The sequence below is a fragment of the Aurantiacibacter sp. MUD61 genome (genome assembly GCF_027912455.1).
GTDB lineage: Bacteria > Pseudomonadota > Alphaproteobacteria > Sphingomonadales > Sphingomonadaceae > Alteraurantiacibacter.
In genome coordinates this window covers 288,455-309,677 of record NZ_CP115446.1, presented here as the reverse complement: position 1 = coordinate 309,677, position 21,223 = coordinate 288,455, and the positions used below count along the sequence as shown (strand labels likewise).

Genomic DNA, 21,223 nt, shown 5'->3' with positions numbered 1-21,223 from the left:
AAATCGCATGCACCAATAGTTTGGCGGACATCGCCGCCGCCCGATGGGAAAGATGAAGATTTTTCCCGCTCATGAATATCCGAGCTCGCGCATCACTTCGCCGTGCTCGTCGACTATGCGTGCAATCAGTTCCGCAGGTAGGACACGGCACCCGTCGCCAACCCGGCCTGACCTGAAGAAGCTGCGCGCCCTTACGGGCTTTTCAGCGAAGCCGCGTTCGCGCTCCAGTTCTTGCAGGCGCGTGAAATCGGCCTTTTCCACCGCCTGCGAAAGGGGCATTGCGAATGCGTCTTCGCTAATTTCTAGAAAGCGAAAGATCCGCCGCAACTCGAGCTCGGTGTTTTCCTTCATATCTTCATAGCGAATGACGAGGACCGGAATTTTCCCCTGCAGGGTCCAACTGCGGAAGTGCCCTGACCAGTCCCCCAAATCCTGCTCTATCTGCTCCTTCGTACCGCCGCCGATTATTCGGTTCGGCGTGCTCATTGCATCAACAACATCTGCATGGTCTTCGTTCGAAAGGTGATGGGCGTAGGATACCGCAACGTCGAGCGGATTTCGAACGATGTAGATGGCCGCGCGTGAGCAGCGTGCCGGAAAGATCGCGCGACCATCGGGGAGGACACGATATCGGTCGTGGGCCTTCACAAACTGCAGGCTCTGTGCGTGCTGGTGCAAAAAACCGTAGACGCCGGGTCTGGCACGGTCGATTTCGTTTCGCGTGAGCTCGTGAGTATCCAATGCCAGGACCGAGTCGAAGTAATGGCGACTGCTGCTTATTCCGCTCACAGGCGAGAAGGCATCTTCATCCTCATCGCTTAATCCCAGTGCGAAACCCAAGAGAAAGCGCAGCCAGGTGTTGCCAGATTTGGGGTAGCTGGCCAGCCAGACGATTTTGCCGTCCGTGTTCACTCGCTCGCCGCTTCTTCGCATACCAGCTCGTCGATGAAATAATCGAAACTGGCTTCGTAATTTTCCGGGGTCATGAGGCGCGTAAAGCGGAAGATTTGCACTTGCTCGAGCAGTTGTTTGAGAGCGGAGTACAGTACCTTTTTGCCGAGAATTTCTTCGGCGAATTGGGGCCGGTAGAGGTTGCTTGTCAGCGCCTGTAACGCTTCGGGGCCGCGCAACCGCTCCAGCGCATTGTCCGTCGTCGCATTGCCCCTTGCCCGGTGCAGGACGACAAGACGGGCAAGCGTCGCAGAGAATTCCGGTTCGGCAAGGGGCGGGGCGACGAAATGCTTGTCGATGTCGCCTGCATCCCGCACGCGTTCAATAGGCTTCGTACCGGTCCTTTCGATCGCATCCTTCCATAGTTTCATGCGTCGTTGCCCTGCGTGACAGATGACCCTGTCTGCAGGACCTGACGGATCGAAAACCAGCGTGTCGTCAGTGAAAAACGGAAAGCCTTTCAGCGCCAGATTGGCAGCGAAGGTCGATTTGCCACTTCCCGAAAAACCGCTGAATGCGGTAATCTGGCCGTCGACGATGTTTCCGCTGGCATGGATGACGATCAAGCCGCGCTGATAACAAAGCACGCCCCAGGCAGTCCCGTGAATAAAGAGCGACAGATCGCGGTCGGTAGTCTCGGGCCCGCGTCGGTAGATGATTTCGCGACCCTCACGGATGTGCAGCGCGCTGCCATCCGGCACGCGGAGCAGGACCTCGCCTACACCGATTTCAAAGCCGAATTCCGCGTCATTATCACCCAGCGTTGACGGGACAGGCCCCTCGCGGACGACGACGTCGGCATCACCGGGAACTGTAGGAACAGTCAGTCGCGCATCAAGATCGATATCGGCCGATACGGTGAAGGGGTAGTTGGGCACCGGAGCTTTCATTCGTTCATCAGCGTCGTCTCAACGGCCGGAAACACCGCGTCTGCGGTACCTGCTATAAGACTCGACATGATGGATAATCCCCCCGGCTGGAAAAGGTTGTTATCACAAGATTTCTCCACCGCAAGGCAAACCCATCTTGCTTGAGCCATGGTCCCTCAAGATCGAGTGCCTTTTGATCGCTCGTAAGCTGCAGATTAATCGGCGGTGCTGCGGTTCTTTGCGGTTCTTTTGAAACAGGAGGGTAGTCGGGGCTCGCTTTTCCTGTAATCTCAAAGATATCGCTTCCATCGGTAAGCTTTTAAACATCCACAAGAGAACCGAGGGGGAGCAAACCGCTGTCCACCAAAAGATCGCCTTCAGCAAAAGCTCCCCTCGTCGAGGGAGCGCATCCTATGGGCCAGGATCCGGCCTTCGCGCTCTTGCTGGCATGCACCGACTTCCCGTCGGACGCTGCGGCCAAGGATAGAATCCGCGCAACGGCGTCTGTGTTGGGCGATGATTGGAAGAGTTTCCTCGACTGCGTGAAGCGCCACCGGATGTCTCCTCTCGCCTTGCGTGGTCTCGTCTCCGCAGGTGTGATGCCCCCCGCGCAATTGAAAGCGCTCGCGCAATCCGACACGCTCGAAACGTTCGTCAGTATTGCCGAGAGCAAGCGTTTGCTGGAAGTGTTTCGAAAAGCGACGATCGAAGCGATCATTTTGAAGGGGCCGGTGCTGTCCCAGCTGCTGTATGACGATCCCACGCTTCGCCAAAGCAAGGATATCGATCTGCTGGTTGAGTGGTCCGCTTTTGAAGGAGCCATCGTTTGTCTCGAAGCGGACGGATACGTTCTGAAACAGGAAAGGCCGCCTTTCGGATCTTCGCGAGTGAACATCTGGCGACGCGGGACGAAGGATGTCACGCTGTCTCACCCCGAGACCGGGCATCTGATCGAGCTGCATCATCGCCTGCTCGCACCGGAAGCGTTTATCACGGGCCTTGGCGTGGCGGATGCAGACCATTGGGTTTCGATCGGAGGAACGCGCTTCCGAACATTCCGACAACCAGACCAGTTCGCTTATCTCGCGGCCCACGGTGCGAACAGTCGCTGGCACCGGCTCAAATGGCTAGCCGACATGCGCGCCATGCTGGCCGGATTGAGCTCGCCGGAATTGGAAAAGTTGCTCGAACACTGCCGCTTTCACGGGGTGGAGCGCTGCGGCGCGCTCGCCATGCTGCTGTGTCACCACCTCTGGGGTCAAATACTGCCGGATCGTGTGGCTGAGTTGCAGGCCGAAGACCCGTGGCTGCGGACTTTGGAACACCAATCCCTGCAAAAATTGCTCGCATCCGGACCGCGCTTGCCGCTGGCCGGCAGGACCAGAGAACTTGGCGCTGGCTTCGCTCTTCGGGAAGGCTTTGCTTTCAAGCGCTCGGTGCTCGCCCTCCACATCTACCATCAGTCACTGGTGTCGCGTCTCCCGCTGCCGAACGCGCTACGCTACCTCTACGGGCCCGCCAGAATGTTCGACTGGATCTTGGAGCGCATTCGCGCACCGATTGCTCACACTACAAGTGGCAATCAACGAAGGTCAGAGCGAAACAACCGATGATCCCGGTAATAAGGCCAGTGCCCATATTGCCGCTCACCTTTGACCCGACTGAGAAAAGATCAAGCTCAGTCTGCCGATCGGCCTTTTCTCAAGAGAAGCGAGTAGGTCACGATTAATTATAGTTAATATTTGCCCGCTTTTTTGACTCTCGTTTTCAAGAGGCGTAGCATTTCCAAACCTTCGGGAAAATCGCGACAATTCGATTCTTCATTGAATCCGTGTTTTTGACGGAGGCGGTATTGTGAGCGCGACCGAAGGAAGATGGGTTGACGGCGACAAGATCGAGGTCGCGGACGTCATCATTACTGATGGTCAGCACACGACGAGTCCGCCTGACGCGAGCACCGATCCCCACCTTATTTTGGACAAGCGCGGCCTGTTCGTCATCCACGCCGTCATGCTGTACACCGGAAAAGTGCTGTGGTTCTGCGGCCATGTTGAAGATGGGCACTATGCGCTGAAAAGCTACCTCTTCGATTATAAGGAAACCTATTCTCAACCTCTAAACACTCTCGAATCGCAAAACTTTCCTCTGCATAATCCAGCTCTGGCCCGCGGGGGAGAGCCCAACCAGCTCCCGAACGATCCGGCGACTGGCCATTTCCATGCTGACTTGTTCTGCTGTCACTTTGTCCACACCCATGATGGCAAGGTGATTGTGGTCGGCGGGTCCGACCCTGAGTATTTCGTGCAAGGGCGCGGAATTGGGGTGAACGCCGGCCATCGCAGCGTGGGCGAAGAATACATCTATCTGTTCGATCCCGAGCCGCCTGCTGGCCAAGGGCACTGGCAAACGGTGATGGACGGCTCGAGCGTAGCACGGTTGGCTCATGGGCGCTGGTATCCGACAGCGGTAATGCTGGGCGACGGCCGTATCGCGGTGTTCTCAGGTCGGCGCGAATATCAGCTCGGCGCGTCGGGCCGGATATCAGATACGGTTGAAATACTGACGCCAGGCAGCGGTAGTAATAATTATTCAGTCACGACACTGACTGACGGTGCAACTGGCAGCGCCAAACTGACTTTGCCGATTTACCCAGGCCTGCATCTCGCTCCTGACGGACGCATTTATTACACTCATACAACCTGGGGCCTAGAAACTGATCCACCGTTGAATACGCATTCGCTGGCGATCCCCAATCTTGGCACTTCGGCGAGCTGGGAAGAGCACTCTGGTGTGCGTCCGCCTGAACTGACATCGCCACCGCCAGCGAATTCGCCCCCGACGGCAGTACCTCGTCGTGAGGAGGGCATGAGCGTGCTGTTGCCCCCCGCGCAGGATGGCAAGATTCTACTTTTTGGCGGTGGCGAAGCTCTGGGCGATATCCGCGATAACATGGGTAACATTCTCCAGGCTAACGTTCGCGTGAGGCAGGGCGCACCCTATGCACGGGTAAGAGACGAGCGAGATGCCAAGTCGACCGCAATACTCCAGACCGGTGGCGGGACGCCCTCTTGGACTAAAGGCCCCGATCTTACGCACGGTAGGATCAATGGCCACGCCGTCATTCTACCCGACAAGAAGGTGTTGATTTGTGGCGGACACAACAGCCACAAATGGAATGCTGTTTATCCGGGAGATACGCGGGCTGCAGGCTATCCGAATACAGCAGATGAAGTGATTGCAGAGAATAACGCGCAGTCGCATTATTCTGAGCTTTACGACCCATTCGATGGCCCTGTGGGAAGTTTCTCTCCTGCCGCGCCGCTCAATCATGCCCGGATGTATCATTCGGCCGCGGTTCTGCTTCCCAACGGTACGGTCCTGATCGCGGGTGGGGCAGATGCGGATGATGACAAGAACCACATTTTTGAACAGCATATAGATGGAGAATTCCCGATCCATTTTGCGGCAGACTCGTTTTCATATCCGGGTGTTCCGCCGAACCCGGAGGGCACACCACCGGATATGTGGCAGGGTCCGATCGTTGGAGGGGAGAACAGGTTCGGAGACATCGTCAGCATTCCGTATAATCGCAAAGACTACGAGATTTACGAGCCGCCCTACATGTTTACTCCGGGAACGCGGCCGACCATCGAAGCGATACAAAATGAGGGCGCTAGTACAACCTTTGCTGAGTATGGCGAAACGCTCCGTATCAGATCTTCGCTAGCCGCTGCAGATACAGAAGTCGCACTGATCCGGCCGGGAGCTGCGACCCATCATACCGATACAGAGCAACGATATGTGGCTCTTAATCCGACAGACATCAGCGGAAATGAGCTGAGCGTCACGATCCCCGATGATCGTAATCTGATTCCGCCCGGCTATTACATGTTGTGGATCGTCAAGGACGGCAAGCCTTGCGAAGAAGCCATGTTCATAAAGGTTGGCAGCTACCTCCAGCCCCCGACCGTAGAAAGCGATCCCCAATGATAGTGGTCATCGCTGCATCCGGCTCAAGCCAGGCGGTTGAGGTGCAATTCCTTCAACGTCTGCGCCGTGAGCTTAGGAAGAGTGGACCGGCCGGGGCTGGCTTCATTCGTGCGGTTAATGGCCTCTACTACAGCGTTTCGCCGAAACTTGTCTGGCAGATGCGCAAATACCCCGGTCTGAAATGGGCGATCCGCGACGTGCTTGTGAAGCCTTCGGTCGGAATCATCGATCGCACCCGCAAGATAAGCGGCTTCAAACCGGATGGCACGAACGGCGCTATCTTCGCAGCCATGCTTGCGAGCCTCGGCATCGCTGGGATGCTCGCATCTCCCATACTTCTTTGTCTGGTGATGATGCGCTGGGCCGTTTTTGCATTGAGCAGCGAACAGGAGGTCGGCGATGGACGATAGCACACTTGCACAGATCGGGCGCCTTCTCGCGGTTGCGACGCAGCCGATTACATCGCGCATGCAGGGTGGGTACGCGCGCCGCTTCTTCTTCATGCTCGGCGTCGATGTCCCGGTGGAAACATTTACGCCCGAGCTCGAGACCGCGTTTGCCTCAACCGCTTCATCCGCGGCTGTCTTGGGCGAAATTTTGCCGGAACTGATCGCGGTTATCGATGAGGGCAACACCGGAGAGACAATCGCCAAGGCCGTCGAAATTGTCGAGCAGGTTCGTTCGATCGTCGTGGCGGTCGAGACGATCGTAACCGAAATCGAGACGATGGGCTTGCCGGGCCTATCGGGAGCTGAGCTGAGCGCATTTATGGGCGATGTCGCGGTTCGCACCAGCGAATTGGTGTTGATCGAGCATTTGCAGAACTACGCACCGGTTGTTTTCGCCATTCTTCATTTCTTCGGCATCGTGGAGATTGAGCGCGCAAATACCGGTGAGCCCAATTTGCAATTGGTCGAATTCGATCGCAAGCGCTTCCGCTTTGATCGGATCGAAACGCTATTCACCAGCCCCGGAGATTTGGTCGCCGACATTTACGGCTGGGGTACCAATTCGATCGACGGTGAAGCGCTGATTTCGCGCCTTGCTGCTCTGCTCCAAACATTAGGATTGCCTGCTTCACGGGTGCGCATTGACGACCGGCCGCGGCTCGAAGTCTCGATGTTCTCGCTAATGCCTTCACAAGGTGTCACGCCGCCGGGTCTCGACGCGCAGATTACGATGGGCCTATCCGAAGGCTTCGCGCTGGAAATTCCCGTGGTGGACGGGATGGTGGCGGATATCAATGCACGCGCGGCCATGTCTGCGGCGACGGGAATTTCGATCCGCCCCCCTGCCGATATCGTCCTGATCCCGCCGTCGGGCGACGTTGGCGGCCAGTTCGGCATGGGCTTCAGCTTCGTGCCCGTAGCTCCGGCAGAGCAGCTCACCCTGCTCGGTATCACCGGCGGTACGGGTCTGTTCATCGAAAAATTCCGCGCAGGCATTCTGGCCGATTTCGCATGGGCTGGCGGTCAGGCGGAAGGCGATGTCGGGTTTGAAGCGCAGCTTGAAGGCGGCAAGCTCAAGATCAGCGCCGATGGGGCGGACGGATTTCTTGCCGACCTGCTGTCCGGCGTAAATCTGGAAGCCGATTTCGATGTCGGTGTCAGCTGGACTGCCGGGAACGGCATCCGCTTTACGGGCAGTCACGCTCTCACGATCCAGCTTCCCGCGCATATCGATCTGGGGCCGATAGAGCTCGACGCGCTGACGCTGAAACTCGGCATCGATGGCGGGAAATTCCCGATTGCGCTGGCGACGAATATCAATGCGCAACTCGGCCCACTCAGCGCCAGCGTGGAACAGATCGGCGGCATCATCGAGCTCGAATTCCCGGGGCAGGGCGGCAATGCCGGGCCGGTCAATATTACCGGTAAGTTCAAACCGCCGGTCGGGGCCGGGCTCGCGCTCGATGCAGGCGCGGTCAGCGGCGGCGGCTATCTCTATTTCGATTACGAGAATGGCGAATATGCGGGCGCGCTGGAGCTCAATCTCGCCAATATCGTGGCAGTCAAGGCGATCGGCATTATCGCAACCAAAATGCCGGATGGCAGCGATGGCTTCTCGCTGCTGATCGTCATAACCGCCGAATTTGGCACAGGCATCCAGCTCGGTTTCGGCTTCACATTGCTAGGCGTTGGCGGGATACTTGGCCTCAATCGCGGCATGTCGCTCGATGCGCTGGCAGAAGGCGTGCGCGAAGGCACGCTCGATAACATCATGTTCCCGACAGATGTGGTTGCGAATGCGCAAAGCATCATTGCGGATCTGAAGAAGTATTTCCCGATCGAAGCCGACACCTTCGTGATCGGCCCGCTCGCCAAGATCGGCTGGGGCACTCCGACGCTGGTCTCGCTCTCATTGGGCGTCGTTATCGAAATTCCGCCGGGCAATATCGCAATCCTGGGCGTGCTCAAGGTCGCCCTGCCCGATGAGGACGCTGCGCTGCTTGTCATCCAGGTAAGCTTCATCGGAGCGATCGAATTCGACAAGGAACGTGCGTGGTTTTTCGCGTCATTGTTCGGATCACGTGTGCTGATGATGACGCTGGAAGGCGAAATGGGTCTCGTCATTGCCTGGGGCAGCGATCCCAATTTCGTGGTGTCTTGCGGAGGCTTTCATCCGAGTTACCAGCCGCCGCCGCTGCCATTCCCGACACCGCGCCGGATCGCGGTCAGCATTCTCAATGAGAGCTGGGGCCGCATCCGCGTAGAGGGCTATTTCGCCGTCACTTCGAACACGGTCCAGTTCGGCGCCAAGCTCGATATCTTCTTCGGTTTCAGCGAGTTCCAGATCAGCGGCTACTTGTCGCTGGACGCACTGTTCCAATTCTCGCCTTTCTACATGATCGTGGAGATCGCTGGCGGTCTCTCGCTCAAGGTGGCGGGCATTGACCTGCTTTCCGTGCATCTCAAATTCACGCTGGAAGGGCCGACCCCGTGGCGCGCCAAGGGCAAGGGTTCGGTCAAGATCCTGTTCTTCAAGATCAGCGCCAATTTCGATGAAACCTGGGGCGACCGCGAAGATACCAGCCTGCCGAGCATCCCGGCTTTGCCGATCCTCGAAGTCGAATTTGCCAAGCTGGAAAACTGGACGGCGCAATTGCCGCCATCGCAAACCCTCTCGACGACCCTGCGCGAACTCGAGGCGACGGAATCGCTGGTTCTGCATCCGCTGGGATCACTCAAGGTGGCGCAGCGTGCGGTTCCGCTGGACATCGATATCGACAAGGTCGGCAATCAGACGGTGAGCGATGCGAAACGGTTCGCCATTGAAAGCGACAGTGCGCTGTTCGCGAAGCTTGGGGGAACGCGGGACAGCTTTGCCACCGGGCAATATAAGGATCTGAGCGATAGCCAGAAATTGTCGAGCAAGGGCTATGAATCGCAGCCCAGCGGCCTTGAACTTGGTATTGCCGATGGTGAGTTGAAGGCAGGCGGAGCGACGACGCGCACGACGCGCTATGAACTGTCGGTCATAGATAGCGCCTATCGCAGCAAAATTCGCAAATTCTGGGGCATGGCCAGCAAGCTCTTCAGCCACTTCATCAAGGGTGGAGCGGTTGCGCAATTGGCCGTGTCGAACGCCGCCAAGAAGCGGGTCAATCCTTTCGAGGACGGAGTGAAGGTTGCGCCAGGGGCCTATGCGGTCGCGAACGTCGATACGAATCTGGTGAGCAGCCCCACATACATGAATTTCGCCAGCCAGGCTGAGGCCGAGGCGTTCATGAGCGATCAGGTGGCGAGCGGCGCGGCCAATGCCAATGAACTGCATGTTGTCGAAGCGTTTGAAGCGAGGATCGCAGCATGAGCCTGGGTCGCTATTCCTTCATTCCATGGGTCCGTCAGGGACTGGCCAATGCGCTCGACAATCCTGCTGCGGGTACTCTGCGCGCGACCACCAATGTCAGGCTGACAGTCAGCGGTTCGGGCGGCGATGCACCTGTGTCCGGCGTGATAGACCAGAAAGTGGAGCTGTATGGCCCGGGCGATATCGTCGGGCTGGATCAGGGCCAGATCATCCGCACAGAACCGCGCCATTGGGTCACTGATTTCGAGCCCAACTATCTGCCCTATATTGAGCTCTACGATCCCGGATTGCCGTGGGCCTATTCGCCCGAGGCTCCTGTCGGCGAACGGCTCCGCCCATGGCTCGCGCTGATCGTCCTGAAGGCAGACGAACACGATTTTCGATCGCAAGCCGGGCGGCCGCTGCCGTTCGTCCATGTCGAAAACCCTGACGACAGCCTGCCTGACCTCTCAGAAAGCTGGGCCTGGGCGCATGTCCACGCGAATGAATCCGTGTCTGGCGACGACGTACAGGCCGGGCCGTCGCCTGCCACTTCGGACGCGCTGTCAGACCTGATCGATCGTGATCCGGACCTTGCATACGCGCGGATTGTGTGCGGACGGCGTCTGGAGCCGAAAACCCAATATCACGCCTATCTGGTGCCGACTTTCGAGACTGGACGGCTGGCGGGATTGGGGCTCGACATCGCGCAGGCTCCCGCAGCGGGTCACCCGGCATGGCGCGCGCCCTATCCGGGCGGTACGACAGCGCAGGAACCGCAATCCATTCCGGTCTACCACAGGTGGCAATTCGAGACCTCGGAACGCGGCGATTTCGAATATCTGGTGCGCCTCCTCAAACCCCGCCCGGCGGACTCGCGTATCGGCAGGCGCAATATCGATGTCACTGCGCCCGGCAGCAATATCAGCGGGGTCGATGTTCCCGGGCTGGAAGGGGTGCTGCGACTGGGCGGCGCTTTGCAGGTACCATTCGACACGCTGAGCCAGGCAGAGCAGAACATTGCAACCGCCTATGAGGAATGGGACAATCCTTATCCGGTCGGATTTCAAAGCGAGCTGGCCGCCTTCCTCAATCTCGGCGATGATTACACGCGTGCCACGGCGGGCACGGCAAACAGCCAATCGGGCGTTGCCATCGAGCCGGAAGAGATCGACGATCCATTGATCGTGCCGCCCATCTATGGCCAATGGCACGCGCGGAGCCCTCGCGTGCTTACGGCGGAAGATGGCAGTGCGCTCCCCAATAATGACAATTGGCTGCACGAGGCCAACCTCGATCCGCGTCATCGCAGCACGGCGAACTTCGGCACAAAGGTGATCCAGCGCCATCAGGAAGCTTTCATGAAAGGCGCGTGGGAGCAGGTGGGGGACGTGCTCGCCGCCAACCGCCGCATGCGGCTCGTGCGGCTGGGCCTCGCGACGAGCATGGTCTTCCACAGGGTGCATCTGCAAGGCTTGCTCAGCAAAGCGGCGGGCACTTTCACCCAGACGATGTATCCCATAGCACGCCGCCTGATGGTGGGGCCAACCACTGCGGCAGCGACCATTCGCGACAGCGTGGTCCCGCAGGTCATGCTCAGCAGCGCCATGCGCCGGGCAACGCGGCCACGCTCTCCCATGCTGAAGCGTGTGTCGCGCGGACGAGCTGTGCCGGCGAAAGATATCGTCACCCGGATCGCTGATGGCGAAGTCCAGCCCGCTCCGCCCAAGACACCGCCTGCCAGCGTTCCCAAGCCTTCCGATATTCCGCAAAGCGAGCTCGACACGTCGACCAAGCCAAGCCGCAACGTCCTGCTGGGCCTGACCGCCCTCATGCTGGTGATCCTGGCGCTGTTTGCCGCCGGATATTGGCCCATTGCGCTGCTATTACTGATCGTAGCCGTGGTGTTTGGCTACCAGCTGTTCACACGGCGATCCGAAGTGGTCGGCGTCGGAGGCGACGTTACAACCGATCCCGTGACAGGGGATACAGTAGGCCCGCCTGCGCAAACGCCGTCAGACGTCGATGACATGCCCGCCAGCCCGGATTTCGCTCTCGCCAATCCATACGCACCCACGCTTGCGCCGGAACCGACCATTCAAGTGACGGGCTCAGGTTCGGACAGCGCCGAGCTTGCCCGCTACAAAGATGCACTGCGCGGCGTCTATGCGGACGAGGCAACGGCAGCCGAGCTCAAGCCAGTGCGACCCAACAAGCCCATCGATATCGGGGCCTTTGCGGGGCAAGTGTTCGAAGCGACGAACCCGGGCGTGGTCCTGCCCGCCAAGTTCAAGCCGCTGATCCAGATCCCAGACCGGATTGCGGACATCCAGATCGAGACCTTCGCTCCGGTCATGGCCTATCCTGAATTCGACACACCGATGTACAAATATCTGCTCGAAATTTCAGACGAGCATTTCGTCCCCAATCTGCAATTTGTGCAGCAGAACTCGATAAGCCTGCTCGAAACCAACCAGCCCTTCATCGAAGCCTATATGCTGGGCATCAACCACGAATTCTGCCGCGAAATGCAATGGCGCAGCTATCCGACGGACAATTGCGCAACGTCCTTCCGGCAGTTCTGGGACGTGAGTTCCTATCTCGATCAGGAAGGCAAGGATCCTGAAACGCTACGCGAAGAATTGCGCGATATTCCGCCCATTCACATCTGGCCGCGCGCGTTCAAACTGGGCGATCACGATCACCGCGACAAGGGGGGAGCAGCGGAGAATGAGCTCGTTCTGGTCATCCGCGGGGATCTTCTGAAACGCTATCCCAACGCCGTGATTTACGCCCAACGGGCCGAATGGCAGACCAACACGGATGGCAGCATCAATAACAAGGTTGAGCGCATGCCGGTGCAGCTGACCCCGGCGCAGGAAGACGATCCGCCCGAAAGCCTGATCAAGACCCCGATTTACGAAGCCAAGGCGCGACCCGATATCTACTTCTTCGGCTTCGATCTTACCGCGCTGGAGGCTCAGGGCGAGAGCGGTGACAATGCGGGCGATGATCCGGGGTGGTTCTTCGTCATCAAGGAGCGCCCCGGCGAGCCGCGCTTCGGCCTCGACATTGAGCGTGATGCTGGCGTGACGGTGGCGAACTGGAGCGATCTTGCATGGACCGACGTCTCGCTGGAAACAGGCTCTCGCTATCTCACCGCAGAACAGACTCATTCCCTGACCGAGCCTGCGGCGACCGATGAGCGCCATGAGCAGTGGGAGGACGACCAGCACGTCAGTTGGACGCCGACCACGCATGCAGGCGACCTCGCCTATGTTCTCTATCAATTGCCGGTGATGGTCGCAGTCCACGCCGCCGATATGTTGCCGAGAAATTCATCGTGAGCCGCACACCAGAATTTACGGCGCAACTGGCGCCGCTCAAGCAGGCCCGTTCCGAAGCTGATCAGGCGCGGCGCGAGGCCTATGCCGCAACGCAGGACCGCCAGAAACTTGGCCGCGAAAAAACGCGCTCCAAGCGCACAGTTGACGCCGCGACAGCAGGGCAGATCGACCAGCAGATCGATATTGCGGGCGCCCAGGCCGGGCAGGCCTGGAGCGCATTCGGCCAACGGCACGCAGAGCAAATGCGATTGCTCGCTGCGCTTGGTCCGCAGCTCGATCCGCGCAATCACATCGATCAATTCGACGATTCCTATCCCATCCTGATGATGCCTTTGCGCATCGAGACCCGCTTTGCGCCCGATGCCGATGAGCTGTGGGTGCGGGTCTATCCCGATGCCTGGGCTGTCGACGGTTTCGAGGAAAAGCTAAGCGAGAAAGAACTCGCAAGCGGACAAACCTTCTGGGCCGATTTCTGGGGCGCTGCGGGTAATCGCGATCGGCAGGTTGCAGCGTGGCGTAATCTGGTTGCCAGTCACGGCACGGGCCGCGCGCAATGGATTGCGACGAGTTTTCGCCCCGCAAATGAAGGCGAGGAGCCCGCGCCGCCTGCGGCTGACGAGCTGCTGCTGATTGTTGAAGGCACGAAGCCACCGCAGGCCGAAGTGGATGCCATCACCGCCTATTGGCAGACCGTCTGGAGCAAGCCCGACGATGCTGCTGCCGCGCAGTCGGCTCTGGCGGATTTGAAGACAGCTATCGGCGATGCGGCGGCAGATGAAGCTGCGGAGGCGCAGCCACGTCGCCTTCTCGAACCACGACCGGACGTCGATCGCAGCAGCACACTCCTGGTTCTTCATTGGATCGAATGGCCGAACCTGAGTGATGACGATCTCAAGGCAGCGAGTTGGACCGAGGCAGCGCGCAGCGACATCCTGCCGGAGCGGCTGGTCGTCACTCTGATCGACGGGGGCACCGCTCGCAGCGAAATCGGCAATGTGATCCCCAGCACGGTTACGCTCGGCTTCGATCCCAGTGCGCCGGATGCGGAACAGATCGAGCAGGTGGACGGCGTTCTCAAACTGCCCGAGGCGATGGAGTGGATTTTCGATTTCGACAAGGCGGTCGCCATGGGGCTGGGCTTCAAGATCGCGCTGAGCGATGGCGAGCGCCAGACCGGCTTCGACCGGATCCTCGTGTGCGGCGTATCGCTGCGTGACGATGAAGATGAAAGCCGTCAGGCACTCGAGACCCTGTTTTTGCACCATCATTACAGCGGCAGCGGCATTTCGCTTCTTCCGCAGGGCACCCCCACGAACAATAGCAACAAGCCAAGTGGGTATTCCGACCGTGACGAGGTTGAAGAAGCCTTCGAGCGGATGTTCGGCAGCGATCAGACAGACCTTGGCAAGTCCGACGATCTGGAGAAATGCGACGGGCAATGGCTGGCAGAATGGCTTGGAATGGATACCGCCACGATCGCGCATTTGCCTTTCGCAGGCGGGAAGGACCAGGCAGAGGCGCGGGCGATGAACAAGCTGCTGTGGCCTGCCACAATCGGCTATTCGCTCGATACGCTGATGGACGATATTCTCAGCAAGAACACGGTCGACCAGACGCGCCGATATTTCGAGAATTACGTACAGGCGCGCGATTGCATACCGCAGATCCGCATCGATGATCAGCCCTATGGCATCCTGCCCGCAGGCGCATGGTCGAAACAGCGCTGGTATCGGCCCCGTCACGACACGGATGATGACAACGCTGGCCGCTTGGGCAGGGAGATTTTCCAATTCCTTGAAAGCCGGACGGGTGACCGGTTCTTTCTCCTGCGACTGGTCGGAATAATGAAGCAGGCAGATGAGCAATTTGCCGAACTGGTCAGCCAGACGGCCCATGTCGAGCGGGAAGGCGATCTGCATCAGACGCTTCTCGATATTCTGGGTCTCGCACCAAATTCGCTCGAGTTTTACCGCCGCAATGCAGACTCGCACGATCAGTATTTCAATCTCCTGCGGGCGCAGGGGCTGGGCGGATTGTTCGAGATGTTCCGTGTCCATCTGGCCACCGAGGCCGGACGACAATTGTTGCAGAGCTTCGGCTGGAAAAGCGGCGACACTCCCGAAATCTTGAAATTCATCTTTCACGACGGACAAGAACCGCTAAGCCACATTCTGGTCGACGATGTCGATCTGAGTGAAACGCTGCCGATCCGCGCCTATACCGATAGTGGTGAGAATTACCTGAAATGGCTGCTCGACGCGGGTGAGGATTCACTGGAGGCGCTGCGCCGACAGGATGGCTTTACCGATGACGAATTGCCCCGCGCGCTGCTGTATCATCTCGCACGCCACTCTCTGCAGCTGAGCTATTGGGATGTCGGCATGCGCTTGCAGGCGAGTGCAAGCGGCCCGGCAGAGGCGGCCAATCTGTCCCGGCGAGAGCCTAGCTTTCTGCATATTGCGCAATCGGACGCGCAAAGCCCAAGCCGTTACCGGGAACTCTACAGCCCGGCGCCTGCTATCACGGGTAATCCCAATACATTCCTGCTCGATCACATCGCAAGTGTCTGGAATCATGCGAGCGAAGCGCAGGAATATCGCGGAGTATTGGATGGCCTGCGCATGCTTGTCGATACGCCGACGGCACGCCTTGAGCGGCTGCTGATCGAGCATCTCGACTTGTGCACCTATCGCCTCGATGCATGGCGGCAGGGCGTTTTCCAGATGCAGCTGGAATTCATGCGGACGCAGCTTGGCTCGCGACCCGCACCGGTCGCGACGAATGCAGGCAATGTTCCCGCAACGAACCGGGCTGGGGATACGTCGCGCGGCATTTATCTCGGCGCATATGGCTGGCTGGAAAATGTGCGACCGCGCGAAGCGCAGCTGGCACCGGCCAATGTGCCACCTGAGCTGAGAACTGCGTTCGATATCGCAAATCGCCCCGTGGTCGATGACCCAGACAACCTCGGCTATATTCACGCCCCTTCGCTCGATCAGGCCCAGACTGCGGCGATTTTGCGCAGCACCTATGTGAACAATGCCGATCCTGAGAATGCCAAGACCACCGGGGTCAATCTCACATCCTGGCGGGTGCGGCAGGCGATGACCGTGCTCGAAGGTTTGCGCAATGATCAGAGCCTTGGCGAACTGCTCGGATACCGCCTGGAACGCGAGCTGCACGACAATTTCGAACTCGCCGAGACCGACGAGTATATCTTCGCATTGCGGCGCCACTTCCCGCTGGTCGCCAATCGCAATACCAAGTCGTATCAAGATCTTCAGCCGGGCGAGAGCATCGAAACGATCGAGGCGCGCAATGTCGTCGATGGCGAGAGGTTGATCCAGCACATCGAGGATAGCGGTGATGAGAGCTATCCCTTCGGCCTGTCCGATATGCCTGCCGCCAGCGCAGCCCAGCTTGCCAAGATTGATGGCGCGGTTGACCGGCTGCGCAACGTTGCCGACGCGGTCGCAGACCTGGCGATGGCGGAAAGCGTGCATCAGGCACTGAAAGGCAAGCCCGATAGTGCCGCCGCCACGCTCGATGCGCACGGATCTGGACTGTTCCCGCCGGTGTCCGAATTCGTGGCTACTCCGCGCGAAGGCATAGCGATCACATCGCGCACTGCGATCTTCCTCGATCCCGCGCCAGCCGCAGGCTCTGCCTGGCCGGGCCTTCCACAAACCGTGCGCGGCGCAGCCGAACCTGCAATCGGTCATTGGCTCGCGAGCCTCTGCCCCCAACCTGATGACGTGTTCGTCAGGGTCCGTAATGAAACTGCGGTGAGTGAGACGGACATTTCGCTCGCTGATCTGGGCCTACAGCCGCTCGACTGGTTCTACGATTTGAAACTGGATGACCGGCAATCTCTTGCGACGCTCGATGTCCTGATCGAAGAGCACTATCGCCGCACGCAGGCTCCGGTCGGGCCGCGCGATAGCGTTACTATCCATTACGATCAGGCCCCTGCCGACAAGATCAGCCTGTTCGAACTCGCACCACTGTTCGAAAGTGCGCGCCAGCTCGTCACGAAGGGGAGGGAGCTGCGTTCCAGCGATATCGCGCTCAATAACGACAGCCGCGCGGAACGCGAGGGCGGCGCGCCCGAACTCCCGCGCGCGCGCGCCGACGATGCCCTCTCTGCGCTCGTTTCGCTGGAAAGCGACGCGCAATCCTTTGCTGCTGCGATCACGCCGGATCTGGATGATCCTGTCGCCAATGAGGCATCCCTTCGCGCCAACTTCGCATTGCGCCTGTCGGATTTTGCACCCCTCGCTCAGCGGGCGAGAGCCTTTGGTTTCAAAGAGCTGGATGCGATGATCGGTATCCGCTGGAAGCGCCAGTGGTTTACCGACCTCGACAATCGCTTGCAGGAATTGATTGCCGATTGGCATCGCCGGCTCGACGATTTTCACGGCTATATTGCCCGCTTCGATGCTGTCCCGCCGGGTGCTGCATTCAATGATGTCTTCCTGCCGCTACAGCGTGCCGAACGGCAGATTTCGACCACTGTCACATCGCCCATGCCGGATGATCCGGCCACCATGCGGGCAGACCTGGCATCGCGCGTACAGCTGTTCGAAGCGAAGCTGGCCGAGCTTGAAGCAGTCGTGGCACTGGGCACCGATGATGCGGATCAGTATCTGACCCAGCTGGAGGCCGCTCTCCCGCTGACGGATTTCGTGCCTGAAGATTTCGACATAGCTGCGGCGCAAATGGCTTTTGCTGCGCCGACTGGCGAAATGGTAGCGGGGATTGAGGCGCTGCTGGTTGCCGCTGCGAAGCGGCGAGGTGCAGCACAGGCAAAACTGGACTCGCTTGCAAGCGCCCAGCCCGATGCACAGGCGAAGCTGGTCATCGCGGCGCTGCAAGCTGTGTTTGGCGAAGAGTTCGTCGCGCTGCCGAGTTTCACGCTGACGGCAGAACAACAGGCGGAATTGGCGCTCTGTGAAGGTGATAAGGTTGGTCTTATCCGCCATGAACGCGATACGCTCGGCGACCCGGACCCCATCGATACATGGTGGCATGGGGTGGCGCGCGTCCGCGATCAGATGGCATCCCTTGAATATCTGTCGATGGCGAGAGAAGCGCTGACCGGCAGCGATGTCGCTCTCGATGCATGGCAATTGCCGCACGAGCCCGATGCGCATTGGGTGGGGGCATCGTACCCGCCCGAATATGCGATCAATGGCGACCGATTGCTTTTCCAGGCGGTGCATTCGGTTCCCTTCGCACCCGCCACGGCGCAAGTGGGCATTCTGATCGACGAATGGACCGAGGTCATCCCGACGGAGAATATCACCACCGGTGTCGCATTCCATTTCGATCAGCCCAATAGCGAGCCTCCGCAAAGCTTCCTGCTGATGACACCCACCGATTTTCGCGGGGGATGGACGTGGGATGATGTGATCGACGGTCTCAATGAAACGCTTGATGCTGCCAAGCGCCGTGCGGTGGAGCCCGAGCATATCGACCAGACGCCTTACGCGCTGTTCGTTCCGGCTACGATCGCCTCGACCTTGCACCACCCGCTGTCGATCATGCTCAACTATGCGGTCGTGAACAATTTCGCCCGCGTCGAAGCGCAGGAGGTGAACTGATGGCCAAACGTGATGATCTCGTCGCCACCATTCAGGGACAGACATTTGCCTATGATACGCCTGTCGCTCTGGCTGCCAGTCTCGAAGCACAGCAGATCCCGCTCATCCGCCGATGGAACCGGCTTGAAGTTCGCCCACGCGCGCGCGATTTCGACCAGGCGATCCGTGCCGAAGTGCGCGATCCGCTGTGGAATTTGTGCAAGCAGTGGCAGGTTGGTGAATTCATCGGCGAAGATGCCGGCAGTCCGGCGCAGGCATCCATCCATATCGAGCAATCGAGCTTCAAACAGTTCGCCGCCGGAGACAATCCGCTGCAGCCTTTCGATGACAGCGAACCGCTGGAGTATCGCGTCGAGCGGCAGCCGCTCAACTGGTCACACGGTGACCGAAAGATGCATCTCGACATGCGTCTGGCGCTTGGCAGGCGGTGGCGCAAACTGCTCGCTGCAAATGGCCTGGTCGCCGAATATGCAAAGTTCGTGACCGCGTATCCCGTCGACCGACCCGATCCAGATGATCCGGCCGATGCGGATATCACCGCACATTCGAAGGTGCATCAGCGCGTGGCTATGGCTGCCGGGCGATTAATGGATGGCGCCGCTTTGCTTGCCTTCCTTGAGAGGGACGCGTCGCATGTCGCATCGGCGGGAATTGCCGGACTGGATGCCGCCGACGCGACCACGATAGACTTGCTCGGCCCCGATTTCGTCGCCTGGGCGCGCGCTCTTGTGGGCGAACCCGACGCGCAGCAGAATGGCTGGCGTGAAGAACGTCTTGAGTATGCGGCGGAAATTCGCACCGAAAGTCCAGGCGGCCCCGCACATTTCGAAGACGAAAATCTTGTCGCCGATGAAATCTATGATGGCAGGCTCGATTGGTACCATTTCGACCGAGAGCCGCCGTCGGTCCAGCCGAACCCCGAGGAGCTGACGGTAGACCCGACCGTGTTTATTCCCAGTCCGCTGGAATTTGGCGGCATGCCGCATCCGCGCTGGTGGCAATTTGAAGAAGGAGCGACCAATTTCGGCGCAATTGACCCAGCGACCAGCGATATCGGCAAGCTGCTCTTCCTCGAACATGTGCTGCTCTATGCCAATGACTGGTACATGTTCCCCTACACCGTTCGCGCCGGTTCGAATGCGTTGGTGCGCGGCCTGACGGTTACCAATGTGTTCGGAGAGCGCTTCTGGCTGCAGGCTTCGGGTGCGAAGGACAGCGAGAATTGGCAGGGATGGGGCCTCTTCGCCAACAGCGCGACCGATGACATCCTCGACAACAACGATCGGCATGTCACCGTGTTGCCCACCGCGCCCAAAATTCAGGATGCACAGTCGCAGGAAGCGCAGATGTTCATTCGCGACGAGATGGCGAACAATGTCTGGGCGATCGAGCAACATGTTTGCACGGCGGCAGGCACATTCGCGCGCGGCGCCGAGCTGGCGATGGAGACGCGGCGCTATTTTGTCGATCGTATCGGCGCACCCGTAGCTGCGGCGCAAGCGACCGATGCTGCGTATCGCTACGATCTGATGACGCGCGTTCCCGAGCAATGGATACCGTTCGTGCCGGTGCACAAGGATGGCGATAATCGCCGCACGAAATTGCAGCGTGCCGCCATGCCACGCCTCATCGAAGGCGATCCCAATCCGCCGTTTCGGATCCGGCCACGTACCCAACTGATCCGGGAGGGGCTCGACCAGATCCCGCGTGAACCGATGTTTGTCGAGAACGAGGAAGTGCCGCGCGGCGGACTGCAGGTGTTTGACGGTTTCCGCCGGACGCGCTGGTACAATGGCGCGACATTCATTTGGAGAGGCGTGCAAAAGCGGACCGGGCGCGGCGAAGGATCAAGCGGCCTCGCCTTTGATGAGCTGGTGCCGAAAAAGGTGCAGAAGCCGGTAACAAACGCGCCGGTGCCGCCTGTCGGTCATGCTCCGATCGAAGTGACGGCCGATCCCCCGCCGACGATCTCGCTCGCCGCGCATCCCGATCCGGTGTCCGGCTGGAATATGGAAGTGACCTCCACAGGCCATGTCGTCACCCCCGAGAACGCGTCTTCTGCACATGTTGAGGGAGAAGGGCATATGCACCTCTATCTCAACGGCATCAAAGTCACGCGGCTGTACGAGCGCTGGTTCCACCTTCCCGCGCTGATCCCAGGCAAGCATGAGGTGGCTGTCGAGCTGAGTGCAAATACGCATGCTGCGCTTGCAACCGGTGGTGCGCGCATTTCTGCGAGCGTCGAGATAGAACAGCAGCCCGTGCCTGCGCACATGCATCCCATGGGCGAGGAGGTCGTGAGCGATCCTGGAGCTCCCAAGGTCACCCTGATGGTCAACCCCGATGCAGCTTCCGGCTTCAACCTGCACATGTTGACAGAGAATTTCACTGTCAGTGCGGAAAATGCGGGCGGCGCCCATGTTCCGGGTGAGGGTCACCTGCATGTCTATATCAACGATGTGAAAGCCGCGCGCGTCTATGGCGAGTGGCATTACCTCCCGAAACTCGCAGGCGGCACGCACACAATCAAAGTGGCGCTCTTCACCAACGATCATCGTCCTTATGTGAAAGATGGCACCCCTGTAGAGTCAGAGGTCGAAGTCATCGTGGGTGAGGGCGGCCCGGCAGTTGGCGGCGGGCACGTTCACCCGTGACCTTCCGCGTGCCGGAGAGC

General features: G+C 59.3%; 9 protein-coding genes. 7 read left to right on the top strand and 2 right to left on the bottom strand.

Annotated features, from left to right (window positions below; all coding sequences use genetic code 11):
* Positions 1-69: 69 nt before the first annotated feature.
* Both O2N64_RS01425 and O2N64_RS01420 read right to left on the bottom strand, forming a co-directional pair.
* Positions 70-912 (bottom strand): sulfotransferase domain-containing protein, encoded by an 843-nt coding sequence (locus tag O2N64_RS01425; RefSeq protein WP_271078519.1) that lies wholly within the window; start codon positions 910-912, stop codon positions 70-72.
* Positions 909-1,841, bottom strand: a complete 933-nt coding sequence (locus tag O2N64_RS01420; RefSeq protein ID WP_271078518.1) for a hypothetical protein — start codon at positions 1,839-1,841, stop codon at positions 909-911. Before O2N64_RS01420 ends, O2N64_RS01425 begins: the two co-directional genes overlap by 4 nt.
* 392 nt (positions 1,842-2,233) lie before the next feature.
* On the opposite strand from O2N64_RS01420, the gene O2N64_RS01415 reads away from it, so the two are divergent.
* From O2N64_RS01415 to O2N64_RS01385, 7 genes are all read left to right on the top strand, one after another.
* Positions 2,234-3,433, top strand: a complete 1,200-nt coding sequence (locus O2N64_RS01415; protein ID WP_271078517.1) for a nucleotidyltransferase domain-containing protein — start codon at positions 2,234-2,236, stop codon at positions 3,431-3,433.
* Positions 3,434-3,674: 241 nt separating this feature from the next.
* Positions 3,675-5,810: an aldehyde oxidase family protein gene (locus tag O2N64_RS01410; protein WP_271078516.1), complete on the top strand. Its 2,136-nt coding sequence runs from the start codon at positions 3,675-3,677 to the stop codon at positions 5,808-5,810.
* Positions 5,807-6,220 carry a hypothetical protein gene (locus O2N64_RS01405; protein ID WP_271078515.1) on the top strand — a complete coding sequence of 138 codons (414 nt, stop codon included), beginning with the start codon at positions 5,807-5,809 and terminating at the stop codon, positions 6,218-6,220. The genes O2N64_RS01410 and O2N64_RS01405 overlap by 4 nt, the downstream gene beginning before the upstream one ends.
* Complete coding sequence (locus O2N64_RS01400; protein ID WP_271078514.1) at positions 6,210-9,620, top strand: DUF6603 domain-containing protein; 3,411 nt, start codon at positions 6,210-6,212, stop codon at positions 9,618-9,620. The genes O2N64_RS01405 and O2N64_RS01400 overlap by 11 nt, the downstream gene beginning before the upstream one ends.
* Positions 9,617-12,946 carry a hypothetical protein gene (locus tag O2N64_RS01395; RefSeq protein ID WP_271078513.1) on the top strand — a complete coding sequence of 1,110 codons (3,330 nt, stop codon included), beginning with the start codon at positions 9,617-9,619 and terminating at the stop codon, positions 12,944-12,946. The genes O2N64_RS01400 and O2N64_RS01395 overlap by 4 nt, the downstream gene beginning before the upstream one ends.
* Positions 12,943-18,549 carry a hypothetical protein gene (locus tag O2N64_RS01390; RefSeq protein ID WP_271078512.1) on the top strand — a complete coding sequence of 1,869 codons (5,607 nt, stop codon included), beginning with the start codon at positions 12,943-12,945 and terminating at the stop codon, positions 18,547-18,549. The genes O2N64_RS01395 and O2N64_RS01390 overlap by 4 nt, the downstream gene beginning before the upstream one ends.
* Positions 18,549-21,203, top strand: coding sequence for a hypothetical protein (locus O2N64_RS01385; protein ID WP_271078511.1), 2,655 nt, complete (start codon positions 18,549-18,551; stop codon positions 21,201-21,203). Before O2N64_RS01390 ends, O2N64_RS01385 begins: the two co-directional genes overlap by 1 nt.
* Positions 21,204-21,223 lie beyond the last annotated feature (20 nt).

What these genes read in the sequence shown, in the direction of transcription:
- O2N64_RS01395 (WP_271078513.1), top strand. Translation starts at nt 9,617, where the DNA reads ATGAGCCTGGGTCGCTATTCCTTCATTCCATGGGTCCGTCAGGGACTG.
- O2N64_RS01400 (WP_271078514.1), top strand. Translation starts at nt 6,210, where the DNA reads ATGGACGATAGCACACTTGCACAGATCGGGCGCCTTCTCGCGGTTGCG.
- O2N64_RS01420 (WP_271078518.1), bottom strand. Translation starts at nt 1,841, where the DNA reads ATGAAAGCTCCGGTGCCCAACTACCCCTTCACCGTATCGGCCGATATC.
- O2N64_RS01415 (WP_271078517.1), top strand. Translation starts at nt 2,234, where the DNA reads ATGGGCCAGGATCCGGCCTTCGCGCTCTTGCTGGCATGCACCGACTTC.
- O2N64_RS01385 (WP_271078511.1), top strand. Translation starts at nt 18,549, where the DNA reads ATGGCCAAACGTGATGATCTCGTCGCCACCATTCAGGGACAGACATTT.
- O2N64_RS01405 (WP_271078515.1), top strand. Translation starts at nt 5,807, where the DNA reads ATGATAGTGGTCATCGCTGCATCCGGCTCAAGCCAGGCGGTTGAGGTG.